17 protein-coding genes are annotated in these 16,878 nt (G+C 59.9%); 6 read left to right on the top strand and 11 right to left on the bottom strand.

All coding sequences use genetic code 11. The features are described from left to right. The first annotated feature begins 51 nt into the window (after positions 1 to 51). Positions 52 to 234, top strand: a complete 183-nt coding sequence (locus tag ACSKT0_RS09020) for a hypothetical protein (RefSeq protein WP_437773417.1) — start codon at positions 52 to 54, stop codon at positions 232 to 234. A 185-nt stretch (positions 235 to 419) separates the two neighbouring features. Further along, entirely contained in the window at positions 420 to 1,166 is a 747-nt protein-coding gene (locus ACSKT0_RS09015) for an SDR family NAD(P)-dependent oxidoreductase (protein ID WP_437773416.1), read from the top strand. A 1,159-nt stretch (positions 1,167 to 2,325) separates the two neighbouring features. On the opposite strand, the gene ACSKT0_RS09010 is transcribed toward ACSKT0_RS09015, so the two are convergent. The 7 genes from ACSKT0_RS09010 to ACSKT0_RS08980 form a co-directional block, all read right to left on the bottom strand. Continuing rightward, positions 2,326 to 2,691: an EthD family reductase gene (locus tag ACSKT0_RS09010; protein WP_437773415.1), complete on the bottom strand. Its 366-nt coding sequence runs from the start codon at positions 2,689 to 2,691 to the stop codon at positions 2,326 to 2,328. A 38-nt stretch (positions 2,692 to 2,729) separates the two neighbouring features. Beyond that, positions 2,730 to 3,149, bottom strand: coding sequence for an MFS transporter (locus ACSKT0_RS09005; protein ID WP_437773414.1), 420 nt, complete (start codon positions 3,147 to 3,149; stop codon positions 2,730 to 2,732). A 1,495-nt stretch (positions 3,150 to 4,644) separates the two neighbouring features. Continuing rightward, positions 4,645 to 5,400 (bottom strand): SDR family NAD(P)-dependent oxidoreductase, encoded by a 756-nt coding sequence (locus ACSKT0_RS09000; RefSeq protein ID WP_437773413.1) that lies wholly within the window; start codon positions 5,398 to 5,400, stop codon positions 4,645 to 4,647. 112 nt (positions 5,401 to 5,512) lie between these two features. Beyond that, positions 5,513 to 6,631 (bottom strand): sugar ABC transporter substrate-binding protein, encoded by a 1,119-nt coding sequence (locus ACSKT0_RS08995; RefSeq protein WP_437773412.1) that lies wholly within the window; start codon positions 6,629 to 6,631, stop codon positions 5,513 to 5,515. Positions 6,632 to 6,687: 56 nt separating this feature from the next. Then, positions 6,688 to 7,710, bottom strand: a complete 1,023-nt coding sequence (locus ACSKT0_RS08990; RefSeq protein WP_437773411.1) for an ABC transporter permease — start codon at positions 7,708 to 7,710, stop codon at positions 6,688 to 6,690. Positions 7,711 to 7,781: 71 nt separating this feature from the next. After that, positions 7,782 to 9,359 carry a sugar ABC transporter ATP-binding protein gene (locus ACSKT0_RS08985; RefSeq protein ID WP_437773410.1) on the bottom strand — a complete coding sequence of 526 codons (1,578 nt, stop codon included), beginning with the start codon at positions 9,357 to 9,359 and terminating at the stop codon, positions 7,782 to 7,784. 121 nt (positions 9,360 to 9,480) lie between these two features. After that, on the bottom strand, positions 9,481 to 9,990 hold the full coding sequence (locus ACSKT0_RS08980) for a nuclear transport factor 2 family protein (protein ID WP_437773409.1): 510 nt from the start codon (positions 9,988 to 9,990) through the stop codon (positions 9,481 to 9,483). A 266-nt stretch (positions 9,991 to 10,256) separates the two neighbouring features. Here ACSKT0_RS08980 and ACSKT0_RS08975 point away from each other — a divergent pair, with 266 nt between their 5' ends. The 3 genes from ACSKT0_RS08975 to ACSKT0_RS08965 all read left to right on the top strand — a co-directional run bounded on the left by ACSKT0_RS08975 (position 10,257) and on the right by ACSKT0_RS08965 (position 12,419). Beyond that, positions 10,257 to 10,853 (top strand): MarR family winged helix-turn-helix transcriptional regulator, encoded by a 597-nt coding sequence (locus tag ACSKT0_RS08975; protein WP_437773408.1) that lies wholly within the window; start codon positions 10,257 to 10,259, stop codon positions 10,851 to 10,853. A 314-nt stretch (positions 10,854 to 11,167) separates the two neighbouring features. Beyond that, positions 11,168 to 11,680: a nuclear transport factor 2 family protein gene (locus tag ACSKT0_RS08970; protein WP_437773407.1), complete on the top strand. Its 513-nt coding sequence runs from the start codon at positions 11,168 to 11,170 to the stop codon at positions 11,678 to 11,680. Positions 11,681 to 11,882: 202 nt separating this feature from the next. Next, positions 11,883 to 12,419 (top strand): MarR family winged helix-turn-helix transcriptional regulator, encoded by a 537-nt coding sequence (locus ACSKT0_RS08965; protein ID WP_437773406.1) that lies wholly within the window; start codon positions 11,883 to 11,885, stop codon positions 12,417 to 12,419. A 2-nt stretch (positions 12,420 to 12,421) separates the two neighbouring features. On the opposite strand, the gene ACSKT0_RS08960 is transcribed toward ACSKT0_RS08965, so the two are convergent. Next, entirely contained in the window at positions 12,422 to 12,742 is a 321-nt protein-coding gene (locus ACSKT0_RS08960; protein WP_437773405.1) for a hypothetical protein, read from the bottom strand. 206 nt (positions 12,743 to 12,948) lie between these two features. On the opposite strand from ACSKT0_RS08960, the gene ACSKT0_RS08955 reads away from it, so the two are divergent. After that, positions 12,949 to 13,890, top strand: coding sequence for a helix-turn-helix domain-containing protein (locus ACSKT0_RS08955; RefSeq protein WP_437773404.1), 942 nt, complete (start codon positions 12,949 to 12,951; stop codon positions 13,888 to 13,890). A gap of 79 nt (positions 13,891 to 13,969) precedes the next feature. On the opposite strand, the gene ACSKT0_RS08950 is transcribed toward ACSKT0_RS08955, so the two are convergent. The 3 genes from ACSKT0_RS08950 to ACSKT0_RS08940 form a co-directional block, all read right to left on the bottom strand. After that, complete coding sequence (locus tag ACSKT0_RS08950; RefSeq protein ID WP_437773403.1) at positions 13,970 to 14,974, bottom strand: oxidoreductase; 1,005 nt, start codon at positions 14,972 to 14,974, stop codon at positions 13,970 to 13,972. A gap of 41 nt (positions 14,975 to 15,015) precedes the next feature. Then, the gene (locus ACSKT0_RS08945) at positions 15,016 to 15,762 is read right to left on the bottom strand and encodes an SDR family NAD(P)-dependent oxidoreductase (protein WP_437773402.1); all 747 of its coding nucleotides are present in this window, start codon (positions 15,760 to 15,762) and stop codon (positions 15,016 to 15,018) included. A 99-nt stretch (positions 15,763 to 15,861) separates the two neighbouring features. Then, positions 15,862 to 16,854, bottom strand: coding sequence for a helix-turn-helix domain-containing protein (locus ACSKT0_RS08940; RefSeq protein WP_437773401.1), 993 nt, complete (start codon positions 16,852 to 16,854; stop codon positions 15,862 to 15,864). Positions 16,855 to 16,878 lie beyond the last annotated feature (24 nt).

Here is a 16,878-nt window from a genome sequence, read left to right as displayed (position 1 = left end):
TCAATGGTCCGTTGTCGCCTTGGACATTTTCGGGGTCTTCGCCAGAAGATGATGGCCGCACTCATCGCCGGCGAACGCAATCGAGGCGTGCTCGCCCACCTCCCGCAGAACCCGAATGTCCAGTTCCACCCAGGTCTTCCGATTCACGCAGGATTGGAAAAGGAGGCCTCCGTTCGACTGCGCCAAGAGGAAACCGCCATGCTGGGAGCCCTGAAGAAGATCGACTCCACTTAGGCGACGACCTTGCTCCAGGCTGTCTCCTCGTCAAGGACGAAATCGTGCATGAATACACGGTGTCCGTCCGTCGGCATGTTCGGAGGTTCGTAAAAGCCTTGACTATCAGGTAGGGCCGAGCATAGCCTCGCTAGAGCAACCAGACCAGTATTTATCTATTCCAGACAAGGAAGTCAGGACAAAACATGAATGACCTTCAGGACCAGGTAGCAATTGTTACCGGTGCAGGGCAAGGAATCGGGCGTGGCATCGCACTTACGCTTGCATCGCATGGCGCAAAGGTCGTGGTCACGGACCTCGATGAGGACAGGGCCAAATCCACGGCCAACGAAATTGAGACAGGCGGCGGGGCTGCTCTGGCCCTTCAGCAGAATGTGGCTCAGCTTGCCACGGCAGGACAGGTACAGAAAAGGACCATCAACCACTTCGGCCAACTGGACATTCTGGTCAACAACGCTGGCGTGTCAATGCAAAAGCCCTTCGATGAAGTCACCGAGAGGGACTGGGACTTCATCAATGACATCAACAGCAAGGCCTTGTTCTTTGCCTGCCAGACGGCAGGCAAATACTTCCGGACTCAGAAGTCCGGCAAGATCGTGAACGTCGCGTCCTTTTGCGGGAAGCAGGCGATCGTGGAATTTGCCCCCTACAACGCCTCCAAGTTCTCGGTCGTGGGGATTACCCAGACCCTTGCGCTTGAGCTCGGACCCTACGGAATCAACGTGAACGCCGTCTGCCCGGGTGTTGTGAAGACTCCCATGTGGGAGGCATTCCCGCCCGAGCAGTGGACCATGCAGGAAGGGAAGATTCCATTGCGTCGTGGCCAGACAGCGGAGGACATCGGCGAAGCCGTAGCTTTCCTCGCGTCCGGGCGAGCTCGGAACATCACCGGTGCTAGCTTACCGGTAACCGGAGGATTGGCCATGTGGTAGAGGACGAGTAAGCCTGAACCTCTACGGCTGAGGGGAATGACCTAGAGGGATGAAAGTCGCGATGTCCCCGATGCTCATGTACATGGAGGCGGACAACGGTCTGGTGACAGACCGGCATTTGGTCCACTACGGTGCACGAATCTAGGGCGGAGTGGGCCGGTGATGTTGGAGGTCGTCTTATTGGAGCCGCGTGGCAGAATTAGCCATCGCCCGTCGCCGAGCTGCCGGAACAAATGAGAGACGAGCTGAGCCGCTGGTGCGCGACTCCGATCATGGGCATCCGCATCCCTCCCAGTGGCAAACCCCGATCGAAGCAAGCCACCCATCTGTACCTGCGCTGGCCCCTCCCCTCGCTGGGTTCCTGGGCCGCCTCGGGACGGGCCTCGCTCCGCGAAGTCACACCAGACGACGTCAGGGACGTCCTTTCCGGACCGGAATATCCACGCCCGGCCGTGGGCCAAAGACTCTGCTGCATGTTCCGCCCCCAAGGACACCAGACAATATTCTTCAACCGGCTCGGCTTGATACGAATCGGCACGCATGAAAGCCGTCAACCAAAGCCCCGGCATAAGGCATTCACAGCGATCGCGTCCTTCCGCGGACTGGGATCCGGCCAACTGCGCAACCTGCAACGGGCTCACATCCACGAAGGACGGCATGTTCGGCCTCAGCATTGCCGGAGCGAGCCGCCGCTGCGGCGAAACGTCATCCCTTCGGACGGGTACTCCGGCAACGACTGACGCGCAAGTCTTGTGTGGGTACGAAGCCAACGGTACAGAATTCGGCTGCTAGCCCGGGAACAACCGAAACTGTTTGACAGATCGGGAATCTCTTCGGGTTCTGCAGACACTTCAAGGCACGAGGCTATTGGGGAACCCGACGAAGACTTTGGCGTGAGTGAACCGCGGGCGGCGCTGATGCATTCGGGTTCTGTTCGACAGCATGCCGGACGCTGTCTTCCGGTCCCGACTGTCCCGCGGTCCGGCAAGCATGCCGCCGGCGGCCGATCTCCACCATCTGGTGGAAGATCAGGCTGGCCTTCTCGGCGAGTGTCATCCGTCACAGGAGGTCTTCCACCCGCTCACCACAGATACTCCAACGTCAAGACAAGCATGGTTCGTGGCGCGCTCCGCTTTGGGGAGGTCATCTTTGACGCCTCTCATTCCGCATCCTCCAGCCCCAAGATCTTGTCACTTTGGAAGGTGCCGAGCTCAGCCAAAGGAATTGTGCGTACAGAAGGCCAGTCCATGAAGAGGACTGCGTCCTCATCAAGAATTGCAGCCTCGGGCGACTGCCATGCCGCCATGGCCGTCGCTTCATCCGGAAACGTGTACTCGGAAAAAGCCGCGTAATCGATTGCGTCATCGCCGCGATACCCGTCCTTGAGTATGCGAGTTTGGCGATAGGACAGCAGACCTGGGAGCTGCTCCGCCAGCGGGCGGTGGATCTTGATGTAGTGAGTATAGAACTGCTCGAGGGCCATTCCCGGCGTTGGTCGGGTGAGAAAGGCAATCGTAAAGACCATGGTTTCCTTCGGGGTGGTATTGGGTCGGTCTCAGTTGGTTATCGAGAACCACGAACGAATTTGACGGCAATTGCGCCAAAGACAGCGAACCCCGCCGCCCAGATATACAGCGCCGTGAAGTTCTCACCAGCTGACACGGCGAAGAGAAGGGCCGCAAAGGCTGGAGCGACAGATTGTGGGAGCTCATTGGCGATATTGAACACGCCAAGATCCTTGCCAGAGTCCGCGTCGTTGGGGAGAACGTCAGTCACGAGGGCCAGGTCCACTGACATGTGGATGCCGATCCCAAGACCAACGACGGCTACGCCGACGTGGAAAGTCCCGAGGTCCGGAGCAAAGGCAATGATTGGGAATCCGATAGCGACGATGAGTGTGGCCAGGGCAACGAAGATCTTCCGGCGGCCAGTTCGGTCTGACACGTAACCGCCGCCCGCGGAACCAACAAGGATACCTGCCACGAGTATTACTTAGGCTATAGCTACGGCTGGGGCTACTGTGTCGTTTGTGAAGTCGAAGCGGTTGATTAGTAGGAAAGACTGATAGGTCAGCAAGGTCATCCAAGCCAAGGTGAGGAAGAAACCGCTCACCCAGGCCCAGGCAAAGTCAGGGTTCTTGACCGGGTTGACCCAGAACGTCTTGAATTGCCGGAAGTTAAACGGCGCGGGACGCTCAATTGACCTCGCTTAGCCAAATCGCCTTTCTCGAAAGCGTGAAGGAGCAAGTCATAACCGGAGGCGAAGTGATCGACGAAGAACTCTCTGCGAGGGTGGTCACTTCCATGATGTGATTCGGCACTCTGGCAGATGCGCTCGGACGCTGATTACGAGATCCTCGAAAGGCGAGTTATCCCGATGCTCGAAGGCCTGGAAAATCAGTGGTTGGTTGACTCGGAGAATGTTGACATTGTCAGAATCTTTAGTTCGTACACACACCACCCTCGAGAATCGACCCAGGAGACTGTTTTGATTTCGGCTGCGACGACAGGGCATCAATTGTATGGGCAGGGAAGACCCCGAACTACGCACACGGTGCGAGACTTCCGGGGCGAAAAGGCCTCCCGGTGTGAAGGGGAGCTGCCTAAAAAACCGCTGCGCACTTGCACACCTAGGGAGGCCTTCTCATGTCCCACGCTAAACGCGGACCCCGATCAGCACTGGGCGATTGCCGGGGCGTCGAAGCGTTTCTCTGTGTCCTGGCCGACCGCCAAACGGTGGGTCGTCCGACACTTCGAAGACACCCGGAGGGCACGGACTAAAAGCCATCCAGGCCCCATCTCTGACACCCCAGCTTGGTCCCCCAAGAGCCAGACATCAGGTGAGCAGGATCCAGCTGCCACAACGACAGCACAAACCACCTTCGCACCGAGGAAAGGCATTTGCGTACTTCCGCGGACGAACAGTCAGAAGGGGCGGTCTAGGTCGAGGAGCGTGTCGTCGATCAACCAACGGCTGTCGCGCCTCACCATCATGAAGACGTACCTCCCTGTTGCTACAACTCTCGTCTCCCATTGGATGCCGTAGATGTCGGTTAGGCCACGGCCGTTGCCCCTTCGGTTGTCAGACGCTCGATAAAAGCGTGACGAGTAGGTGCCTGCCCTGGTCAATTCCGCGAGACTTAATCACCTCGCCGAACTACTCCACCACGGCCTGCCTACCGAACTGACTGCTCGCGTCCCCCTCGTCGAGCTGGCCAGCAAATGCGGTGTCCTGGGTTATGAGACCTGCGACGACTTCGAGCCGTTCCGGGTCATCGACTACAGGGTATGGCGCACTCCTGCTGGAACATGCGCCGATCGGCAACGGACCAGGAAGTGGGCACTTGGGCAACGGCTACAGATCTATCCACGCCGCCTCCTGAGCCACCGGTGCGTGAAGATTTTGCGTACACCTGTGGCCATCGAACTACCTTCTGAAATGTTGCTTTAGTTTCAGTCCCGCATTTCGACGCGTGCGATCAGGCGATGGTGCGTCCGCCGTCCACCATGAGCTCTTCTCCCGTGATGTAGGACGCTTCATCGGATGCGAGGAAGAGGACGGCGTTTGCCACTTCATGCGGCTGCCCGGCGCGCTGGAGCGGCGTGCGCGTGATGTCCGGGTGCGACGGGCCCGCAGCGGCAAGCACTTCGCGGGTCATCGGGGTCTCGATGATCCCCGGGGCCACCGAGTTCACACGGATCCCATCCGCGGCGAACTCAACTGCCGCCGTCTTGGTCATGATGAACACGGCAGCCTTTGATGCCTGATATGCAACAGCTCCACCGCTTCCCAGGTGAGCGTATGTCGACGAGAGATTGATAATAGATCCGCCTCTGCCACCCTCGCGCATGATGGCGGTGCCGAACTTGAGGCCGAGTAAGACACCCGTCTGGTTGACACTTATGACTTGGTCCCACTCGGCAAGCTCGATCTTTGAAATCCCAGGCAGGGAGAGAATCCCGGCGTTGTTAACTAGCACATCCAGTCCCCCGAAACGCTGGCGGATGCTGTCCATGCCAGCCTCCCATGCTGCCTCTTCCGCGACATTGAGCTCGAGTCCGAGGGCTTCGCCCCCGGCCTGCTCGATTCGCTCTACGACGGCATTGACCTCGTCTTGCTTTAGGTCGGCGACGACGACCTTCGCGCCTTCGCGCGCGAAGAATTCCGCCTCCACAGCCCCCTGCCCCCCTGCGGCTCCGGTGATGAGTGCGACTTTGCCATTGAGACGTCCCATGAGAGTCCCTCCTTAGTTCGGGTGGGTCGCCGACGCCGGCGGCCCGTAGGTTAGTTTTTTAGACTTCGGGCGGGGGCCTTTTGGAAGGGCCCCGCCCGGGCCAATGTAAACGTCAGCTGTTGGCGTTCCAAAGCTTGAGGTAGGTGCTCTTCCAGTCCATGTCGCCATCCCAAGGGACGGTCGTCACGTTCTCAGCGCTGATGAGTTTCTCCGGCACGTTGACTGTCTTGAGGTTTGCCGGGAGGGTTCCGTTGAAGATTCGGATCATCTGATCGACGGCGGCGTAGGACTGCCATTCGATGTTGTAGGCGACGGTTGCCTTGAATGGTTGGTCGCCTGCTTTGATCGCCTGGAGAGCCGCGGGATCACCGTTGTGCGAGACGATGCTGAGCTTGCCGTTCTGGGCGGAACGCTGGATCACGGGAGTGATGGCGAGAGCGACCGGGTCGTAGGGTGCGTAGACCGCGTTGGCCGTCGGGTTCGCTTGAAGGACCGCTTGGAATTGCGTCGGGACCTGGGTTTGCAAGTTGGCGATCTGGAAATCGAAATCCTTCAGTACCTTGCAGGAGGGGCAGAGTTCCTTCAGCCCGTCCAGGAAGCCTTGGTGCCATTCGATGTTGGATTGGAATTCAGGATCATTGATCGCAATGACCTTGCCGTCGCCTTTGGTCGTGACCGCGACATATGCGGCATTCCAGCGGCCAGCTTGAACATGGTCCTGCAAGGAACTGGCGTCCGCGAAGTCATCGGGCGTTGGCTCGTACATGTTTACAACCTTGATGCCCGCGGCACGGGCGGATGCGACATCCGCCTTTACGACGCTTGCAGGGGTCGCGCCGAGAAAGATCCCGTCAGCGTGAAGCTGGATAGCCGTGCGGACCGCGGCTCGCATCTTGTCTGGGTCACCAGCGGGATCGATCATCTGGTAGCGCCAGCCTAGAACTTTGGCAGCCTCGGCCACAGCGTCGACACCGCGCTTGCAGCCCTCCGCTGCATAGGCGCACGGGATGCCGATGACGAACTTGCCCTTCGGGGCGGTGACTGCCTCGGTCGGGAAGTCGAATTTCGTGATCTTGGCTTGGGCCTCGGTGAGCACCTTTTGCGCGGCGGAAACATCATTGTTGCTGCTAGCGCTCGATGCTCCGGTGGAGCTTGCGCAGCCGGTCAGCGCCAGGGCGCCGGCCAGCACGACCGCAGCCCAAGGGGCGGTGCGGAGCATGGTTCGGATCATATTATTGCCTTTCAAGGTGTAGGTGATTCTGTTCGGTTGAAGGTCTTCTTCGACCATTACCGCGAGGACTTCCGGCGGCGTCTTCCGACGAGGACCGAAGCGGACACTGCGACCATGAGCGCCACACCGTTGAAGATGTTAGTCACCCATGTTTCAGCTCCGAGGAGGGTCAATCCGTTGCTACCGACGGCAAGGAGGACCACGCCGATCACGGTCCCCCAGACGTTGAAGTAGCCGGGCTTTATCGTTGTCGCTCCGAGGAACGCCGCAGCGTATGCCGGGAGGAGGAAGTCCGGGCCCAAAGTTGGCGCAGCGGTACCTCCACGGGATGCTAGCAGTGCCCCAGCCAGAGAAGCCAGGACGCCGGCCGCAATGAACGACGACGCGAGGTAGCGGTTGACCCGCACACCGCTCAGCCGGGCCGCGTCACGCCCCATGCCGGTGGCCCGGAGGTACCGGCCGAAAGGGGTCTTTTCCATCACGTAGTAGAGGGCGAGGCTGAGTGCGATGGCATAGGCGATCACCACCTGCAGGTCGAAAACGCGAGTTGTAGTCAGGGCGCCCACGGCATCAGAGCCCAGCACGAGGAGCGAGCTTCCGGTGACCAGGAGGTTGAGGCCCGACAGGATCGTCGCGGATGCGAGAGTGGCGATGAACGCGTTGACTCCAACTTTTACGATCAGGAATGCGTTGACGGTTCCAACGACCGCTCCGACCACAACGCAGGCAAGGATCACTACCGGTAATGGGGCCCCGGCGTTTGAAACCGAAATCGCGGTAATCGCACTGAAGCCCAGGATCGCCCCGAGGGAAAGGTCGAACTCCCCGGCGGCAAGCGGCAAAATTGCAGCCAACGCAAGGATCACAGGGATCGACTGGTCCGATAGGATCGCCTTCGCGTTATCGAACGTCGGAAACGTCTCTGGCAGCAGTGCCGAGAACACGACAATCATCAGCACGAGGAAGACAATCACCCCGTAAGAGGTCGCTAGTGTGCCAAGATCGGGCCGGCTTCGTGCCGTCTTCTTCTGGGGCTTGGCCGGGCGGCGCTCCGGGGCGGTGCTGGTTGTAGTGCTCATAGTGTCCTTCTGAAAAGACTCGGGATTCTGAGTGGTGGTGATTGAAGCTGCTCTGTCCTCGGTCAAGGGCCTCATGCTGCGGCTCCGTTCGCGGCCCCGTGCCGGGCGCAAAGCAAGGCAAGATGCTCCTCGCTGATCTCCTCACCCGTGGCCTCGGCCACGAGCCGGCCGCGGTCTAGGACCACGACGCGGTCGCAAAGACCAACGAACTCCTCGAAATCAGTCGATGCCAAGACCACCGCCCGGCCCTCGGCAGCGAGTGCCCGGATGATGTTGGCGATTTCCTGCTTGGCCAGTGCGTCCACTCCTTGGGTAGGCTCGTCCAAAAGCAGTACCAGCCCGCCATACCCAGCAGCGCGAGCTACAACGACCTTCTGCTGGTTCCCGCCCGAGAGGAGTCCTATGAGGCGGGAGGGCTCGGGCGGCTTGACTGCGAACTCGGTGATAAGTCTTTGTGCGCCTTCGCGTTCCTTCCGGCCGTCGAGCGAGCCGTTCCTCGTGAATGCATTGAGCCGGCCCAAGGTGATGTTTTCCTGGACGGTCATAGAAAGGACCGCTCCCTCGCGTCGCCGCTCCTGTGGAACGCACGCAACACCGGCCGAAATCGCCACCGCAGGAGAATCCGGGGCGTAGGCAGCGCCGACGAGCTCCATCTCCCCTGAAGAGGGTTTCTGTGCGCCGGCGAGGATCCGGATCAGCTCGCTGCGACCGCAGCCGACCAGACCTGCAAGGCCGACTATCTCGCCGGAGCGGACCTGAAGGTCCACTCCGCGAAGCTTGGGACCTGCGATTCCGCGAGCTGCGATAACGACTTCGCCCTCCCGCTCACTTGCGCGCGGGATTTTGGTCTTCTCAAGCCGCTTGCCCACGACCCGAGCCACGATGTCATCCACACTCATCTCCGCGATCGGCTCATCCGCAACGAGCTTCCCGTCACGGAGGATCACAAGCTGATCAGCGATCCGCTTCACCTCCTCGGTGCGGTGACTGACGTAAATCACCGTCCCGCCGTTGGCCTTGAGCTCTTCCAACGACGTCAGGATAGCGTCGACTTCCTCTGCCGGGAGCGATGCCGTTGGTTCGTCAAGAACGACGACGTTCTTTGCGAACGCCTGCACGCCGGATTCATCCTCGTCCTGGAACGCCCTTGCCAGACCAACCATTGTGCGCAACGTCGGGTTCAGCGACCCCACGAGCGCACCGGGATGCACGGAAATGCCGAACTTCTCCAGAGTCGCGGCCACATGTTCATACTGGCGGCGCAAACTGATCGGACCCAGTAGGCCGGGCGCGCGGAAACGGTCCACGAAGGCGAAGTTGTCCGCAATAGAAAGACTGTCCACAAGACCGACGTCCTGATGAAGGAAGCGAAGACCGGCCTGGTGCGCGGCATGCGGGGTCATGGGCAGCGAAAGCGCCGTACCGCCAACCGCCAGCGCAGCGTGCGGATCGGGCTGATACACGCCCGCAAGGACCTTGATCAGGGTCGACTTTCCTGACCCGTTCATGCCCAGGAGAGCAGTAATCTTCCCTCGCGGAACTGAAAACGAAACGTCACTGAGAGCTCTCTGCCCGGCGAACGTCTTCGAGAGGTTCTCGATCCGCAGAGCATCGGTCGCGACAGTGACAGCAGCGTCCGAATTGATCATGGGTTGCCTTCCAATGAGGTGATTTTGGGTGCGCCGAAGGGAGACTTCAGCCAACAAGCTCGGAGGCGAAGTCCAACGACAGTGAGGGTGAAAGACTGCGGCGGCGTCCGCCGTTCGTTTCTCAGAACGGGTTGTCGAAACCGCCGAACATATAGTCAATCCGCCACGCATCCGCTTCAGACTTCACGAAGCGCACCCTGTAGAAGCCGGACGTAACAACGGCGGTCTTCCCCTCACTTGCAGATGTGAGCAGCAGGTAAGCGATGACCTCAGCCGCAGACTCCCCCTGCGAAACGAAAACATGGTTGAGAATGTTGTGCCGGCGTTGATCCGTCTGCGCCGACATGAATCCTTGCAGCCACTCGGACACCATCCGCCGGCCCTTCACCGGATCGATCCGGATGTTTCCGGCAATGGACCCCTCCCACACCACGTTCTCCGTGAAGCCGTCCTCAATGGCGGCGATGTTGCGCTCGTCATATGCCCAGGCATAGCGGCCCAAAACATCGAGGATATTGAACCGGTCGACGAGCCCCGCCTCGCTTACAGCATTCTGCGTGTCCCCAAAACTGACGAAGCCGTTTGCCCTCCCCCAAGCCGGGACCGGCGTTTGCTGAACTTCAGTGGTCATCATTGACTCCTTGCCCGTTCACCAGCTGCCAACCGACCGGCATAAAGGAACACCGGCACCGGATACAAACTAGTAAAAGCCTTTACTGTTACCTCCATCACGGTACACGTCGTCCACAAGCAACGCAATAGCCTCAAATCCAAAGCCTTCCGCACTTGCATTAGGAGACGCGAAAGGGCAAGCTGGACTAGAATGTAAAAGCTTGAACTATGTGCCATGCGACGCAATGATGTCGCAAATCCAAGTCCCGCCACGAGGAGTTGTCGTTGACCGCCTCCACCACCACCGAGGCCACTGAACCAGCCCGGGCCGCGTTCGCACTTAGAAGGGAGAGCGGATCCGACATTTCGGATCACGACTTCCTCTCATTCCCAGAAGCGGCACTGTCGGCCACTCGGAGACGCCTCCCGTCCGTTGACCTCGAGGCGATGCGGACCATACTCCTCCTCCATAGGGTCACCAGCGCCATCGTCTACGACATCGAGTCCTCCGTCCATCGCCCGGCTGGCTGGTCATGGGCATCATTCCGCCTCTTGTTCACCCTATGGGTCGCCGGAGATCTAGAATCGAAGCGCGCAGCTGAACTGTCGGGCATGAGCAGAGCCGCGGTATCAAGCCTCAGCAAAACACTCGAGCTGAGCGGCCTCGTAACAAAGAAAACCGACGCATCCGACCGTCGCGCCATCGTTCTCCGACTAACCGACGCCGGGGTGCAGCGATTCGAGGAAGCCTTCCTCGGGCACAACGCCAGGGAGTCGGACTGGATCGGCGGGTTACCGCATGAGGACCGAGAAAGTATCATTCGCATCCTCCTCAAACTCAACAATACGGCCCGCAGCCCTTGGGTGAAACGGCGCGCATAAAGGACTGCAGCCGCTTAATGGAGTCGGCAGTTTAGCCCTCGAGCAGGAGGCGCAGATCCCGGCACAAATTGTAAGACTGTTAACTATTTAGACCCTGACCAATAGGTTCGGAACCAGGCGAATCGCAGCTGACCCCCGCATGGGCAATGCATGGCGCGGGCAGGGATGTCCCACAATCGGGCTGCTTACCTAGAGGGCGCATCAGACCCGCGGTCTAGCGTTTGGGCATCCGCAAAGGTGCGCCTGTTCGCCCAGGAGGCTTCGGCGACGGTGGTGGCCGACCATTCAAATGAAAGCACAGAGGAGCAGAAACCATGACCCACAGACTGACCACCGATGACGTGTTGGCGATCACCGACCTTAAGGCGCGGTACTTCCGATACGTGGATGACAAGCGGTGGGATCAATTGCCGGAATTATTTACTGATGACGCCCATTTTGGAGGATTTGCGTTCGACAGTTCGGGCACGACGGCCGACTTTGTCTCCGCGCTGTCGGCATTTCTTAACGACACCCACAGCGAACACCGGGGAACGATGCCACGACTCCGCATGGTCGACGCCAACACGGTTCGCGCCGTGTGGACGATGAGCGACTACGTCACCTGGGAACCCGACAGCCGCGTCTACAAGAATGTGCCGATCGAGGGAATGTATGGCATCCGCGGTTACGGCCTCTACGAGGAGGAGTACCTCAGGACCCCCGCAGGTTGGCGCATTTCATTTTCGCGGCTCGTGCGCACACGCATTGATCCGCTTGTCGGGACCCCGGCCCCGGATCCCGGCTACGAACTCAACACTCAGGACACGACATGGCTCGACGGCTGACCCCACTTAGCAACCCCATGCCGTGAGTAGCATAGAACGAGGTGCCGTCGGGAGCGGTTCCCGGCGACGCCTCATTGGATTGTCCTCGGCCGCGAGGGCGTACGTCGCGCCAATCCAGGAGAAACAACCGGACGAAAGAGTCGAGTCCAGGTCGTCATAGAGTTCACCGGTTGCTTAGCCCCGTCGGTGCTAAGGTTTCCCCATGACGGAAACAACGGGAACGGAAGCTCTCAATTCGCTCTCGATGACCGATATCGCCGTCCGGCGCACGAAGGAGCGCTTTCCCTCCACCGACGCCGAAGCGATGCATCTCGTGCTGCTCCTGCACCGACTGGCCAACGTGGTCACCTACGATCTTGAATCGAGCGTGCACCGGCCCAGGGGTCTCAGCTGGCCCTCCTTCCGGCTACTATTTACCATCTGGGTCGGTGGCGAGATGGAATCAAGAGCAGCCGCCACTCAGACCGGTATGAGCCGGGCCGCGGTGTCTAGCCTGACAAATACGCTGGACGGCCTTGGGCTGCTCCAGCGGACCTCCGACACCCAAGACAAACGCAAGATACTCTTGTCCCTCACGCCACGGGGGCGTGCGACGCTGGAGGATGCCCTCCAGGCAAACAACGCCCAGGAGCAGAAGTGGGCGCAGAACCTGACTCGGCACGATCTTGAAACGCTCATCGAATTGCTGGGGAAGCTGGGGCAATCCGCGCAATCTGACTGGGTAAGCCATAGAGACTAAGGTTAGGACGCAATAAGCTCTGACCGCGAGATTTTTGCATCGTCGTCCGTCGACTGGATCTCGACCGATTCCCAGTCGAGCACATCAGTCGTTTCATCGATGAGTTCTATCCACTCCATTGAAGAGAGCGCGAATTGCTTCTCTTCCTCGCCTGGGAACGAGAGTGTGCAGGAGCCCCTGGCGATTTCCTCGCCATCAAGCCATTGACACTCCAGCTCAGCGTGCAACAAGCCGGGAAGGCACGACACGAGTGTGGCGAACACGCTCTCGTACGCGGCTTCGAAGTGCACTCGCGCCGTGCAAGGAGCGCTGGGGATGATCATGACGACTTTGTTCATGGCCGGACTTCCGAACTGAGTGGATGGGAGAAGCGAGTGGATGGGAGAACCTATAGCTCAAGTGTGGAGGGGCCGAATCTTGTCTTGGGCTTTAGTGCAAGGAATGGCAAGAATGCTGCAGAAATTGGACCCCGGCACCTTCATCCATCGTGATCGTGCCGCGTGCGTTGACACCGCGGTAGAATTCCAAAATGGATTCCGCGCAGTTCCGCAGCGTCGAGGCTTGGGAGCGCCGCATCAGCGAGTCACACTTCCCGCTGCTGATGAATGCCGCGCGGCCAGACTTCAAAGCCTCAATCAGTACCGTCGATCTGCCACGCGGCATGCGCATCTCGGAAATCGATGTTGAGTCGAACCATCTCAAAAGGACTGAACATCTCGTCAGAACTCAGCCCTCAGATCATGTATTAGTTGTTCTCCAGCAGAGTGGCAAGGCTGTGATTCGCCAGTTGGATCGCCAGGTGGTCCTCGAGAATGGCTCAGGAGCAATCGCGGACCCGAACGCGCCGTATGAGATCAAGATGACCCGAGGCTCACACCAGTTGGTACTTCTGCTCCCCGAAGCCTCCCTCCGTGCTGGCGGCGCGAAGGTCAGCGAGGTCCGCACCAAGCTTCTTCCGGCCGATTCGTTGGCTATCAGAAGCCTCTCCTCCCTCGCCAGAGATCTCGTTGTCACCGATATCGCCCCAGAGGAAGCCGAAGGACTGGCTGCAGCCGCGTTCGACCTTCTCAGGGGTGCTCTCGGACGTCTAGGTACCCTCTCTTTGACCGTTGCCTCCGCCTCGCATGAGGCTCAACGACGGCTAGTCAAGGAATATATCCAGGGCCATCTTGAAAATCCCGGGCTTAGCGTTGAGTCAGTTGCCAAGTCCCATCACATTTCTCCCCGGCATCTGGCGACTCTTTTCGGTCCGGAGTCGACTCCAGGGGCATATATTCGCCAGGCGAGACTTCAGCGGATTTTCGATGACCTCACGAATCCCAGCATGCAAAGCTTGACGGCGTCCCAGATAGCATCACGCTGGGGGTTCACTAACTATCCGACCTTAAGCCGCGCATTCCGGAGGCAATTCGGCGTAGCGCCCAACGAGGCCCGCGTCTATGGACGCGAAGCGCTTGACAGCGTGCGCTAATGTGCCGTCGGCGAAACAGAAGCACGGAGCCCCCGATCGCCCCAAGCCCCATTGGTTCCACTCTGACCTGATCGTGTTGTCAGAAACCTCGCTCGTATGGTCCTGTCGCCCGCGCGTACGCGGGAATCGCAAGATGGGGCTCGACGCCGGCATGTCGCGCTGCTTTGAGCGCCCAGTTCGGATCTCTTAGCAACGCCCGCCCGATGAAGACGAGGTCCGCCGACCGGCTCGACACGAGATATTCCGCGAGCTCGGGGCTGCTGATCGACCCCATGGCCGCGGTCTTGACCCCGAGCTGCGCCTTCAGGTCGAGGGCATAGTTCGCCTGGTAGCCTGGGTAGACCGGGGCGGCATAGCCGGGAACGACGTTGCCACTCGACACATCGAATAGATCCACGCCTTCGGAAGCGAGCTGGGAAGCGAGCCACGTCGACTCCTCGCGCGTGAGTCCGCCGTCGGCCAGGTCTTCGGCGGAAAGCCGCACGAAGAGAGGAACCGAATCGGGCACCGCGCCGCGAATTTCGGCCACCACGCGCCGCACAATTCGGGCCCGATTCTCCATTGACCCCCCGTAGTCGTCCGAACGTTGATTCGTGAGCGGCGAGAGGAATTCGTGGAGGAGGTATCCGTGCGCGACGTGCAACTCAATGCAATCGAAACCCGCGGACACGGCCCGCGCGGCAGCTTCGCCGTAAGCGGCGACTGTGCTATCGATTTCCGACCCGGATAATTCCTTTGGCACAGGAAGCCCCTCGTAGGCCACGGCCGATGGTGCGAGTCCCCGCTCCTGCGACTTTGACTTCCGCCCAGCGTGGGCGAGTTGCGCGCCCATGACGGCCCCGTGCTCGTGGGCGAAATCCACGATGCGTGCGAGCCCGGCAATCTGAGCATCCTCCCAGAGCCCGAGATCGGACGAACTAATCCGACCCTCGGGTGTGACGGCAATAACCTCGGTCATCACAAGGCCTACTCCGCCAAGGATGCGCGCGCCGTAGTGCACGAGGTGGAGATCGCGGGCGATTCCGTCCTCTTCCGCCATGTACATGAGCATCGGAGACATGGCGATTCGATTGCTGGTCGTCATACCCCTGATCGTGAGGGGCTCGAAGAGTACGCTCATTGCATTCACCAGATCGAAAGTCCGCCGGTGACCGGAATGCTGGCCCCGGTGATGTTCTTGGCCCGGTCTGACGCGAGGAATGCGACGGCTTCGCCAATGTCCTCGGGCGTTTGGCCTCGACGCAGTGGAATCTTCGCCTCTTGTTTAGTCCACTGCGCCGGATCCAGACCGTCCCACATCCGGGTCTTCACTATGCCAGGGCACACCGCATTGACGGTGACGCCCGAGGGTCCCAATTCGAGCGCGAGTGTCTGGGTGATGGCGATCGCGGCGAACTTCGATGCATTGTATGGTGCGTATTCGTCGATGGCCTGTTTGCCACAGAAAGAAGCAATATTGATAATCCGGCCGTCACCCTGCTTTGCCAGCTCTCGTCCGGCCGCCTGTGCAGCGAAGAACGTCGACTTGGCGTTGATATCGTTGATGAAGTCCCAGTCTCGCTCGGTTACTTGGTCGTAAGGCTTCTGCATCGAGACTCCGGCGTTATTCACCCATATGTCGAACGCGCCTAGCTTCAGCCGGGCTTGCGAGATGACTTTTTCGGCGGCTGCGAGGTCAGAAACGTCATGCTGGAGGGCGACAGCTGTGCCACCCGCGGCGATAATCTCATCCGCGGCGAGCTTGGCTTGGTTTCCGTCAAGGTCGGTAACCACGACTGCGGCACCTCGCTTCGCGAGCACCATCGCGATCCCACGGCCGATCCCCTGAGCGGCTCCTGTGACAACAGCGACCTTGCCTGTCAGTTCGGACATCGGTTCTCCATTCGACCTGGCGGAGGACGACGAGGTTCCTCCGCGATGAGTTGTTCGTTAGGAGACTATGCCCACCCGATTAGATCGTCAAGGTTTTTACTATCGACCCGGGAAACCAGCGGCCTCTTGTGCGCGGAACTCCGACGGGGCCGTGCCATACACACGTTTGAATGCCCTTGTGAAGGTCGTAGCGTCAGCAAAACCGACCCGCAAGCCGATATCGAAAATGGCGGCGTCGCGGTGGGCGGGAGATCGAAGCAGTCCAGCGGCCTCCTGCACCCTCTCCTCCCTGATGAACGCCGCCGGCGACGTCCCTGAGTCAGCGAAAACCTGCGCCACGAGGCGGGGAGAGATGCGCAGGTACTGGGCGATCAGGGCAGGACTGAGCTGAGGGTCCCGGAACCTTGACCGGACGAAGTCCTTCGCCGTTTTCATCAGCGCCTCACGTCCCAGGAGTCTGTTGTTGAGCGACGGATCGGCGTTATAGATCGCGGCGAGAATGTCGACGGCGGCTGCTGCCAGCGAGGCAGCTTCTATTCCGTTACCTCCCGTCGGGACGCCTCTTCCGGCAGCGGGGCCCGAAGGTTCCGCTTGGAGGCGCGAGGTGCTCGACAAGTCCACTAGTTCATCGAGGATCTTTCTAAACACCCGGCCTAGCGGCCCTTCGGCGGAGTGAATGACGCGCCCGACGGCAGCGTCCAGCCTTCCGGCGCTCGAGCGATTTAGCTTGAGCACAGTCTGCTGAATTGGTGTCGTGTAGTCAAAAGTGTAGGGCCGACGGGTGTCAATGAGGACGGCGTCACCGGGTCGGAGTTCGGAACGTGTGTCCCGATGCTCAACCTGGCCAGGGCTACCCAGGTCGTGAATGACCAACATGAGGTCGTCTGAATCGTGCTGGCGCACATCGATAGGTGTTCGAGAGACACCGAAAGGATCCGCCGTTAGCACGTGGAGGGAGAGTTGCGGGATGCTAGCAGTCGTCTGGAGATTGGCTACAAACGACGACGCGGCCCAATCGACGCGGCACAGCTGGAACCGCTCAATGCAGAGGGCCTCCCATGCGTCCGCAGACTGGACATCGTATTCCAACACTCTTCTATTGTACGAGAGTCGGTT

This window comes from Arthrobacter sp. KNU40 (assembly GCF_051515115.1).
Lineage (GTDB): Bacteria > Actinomycetota > Actinomycetes > Actinomycetales > Micrococcaceae > Arthrobacter.
This window is presented reverse-complemented; position numbering and strand designations above follow the sequence as displayed.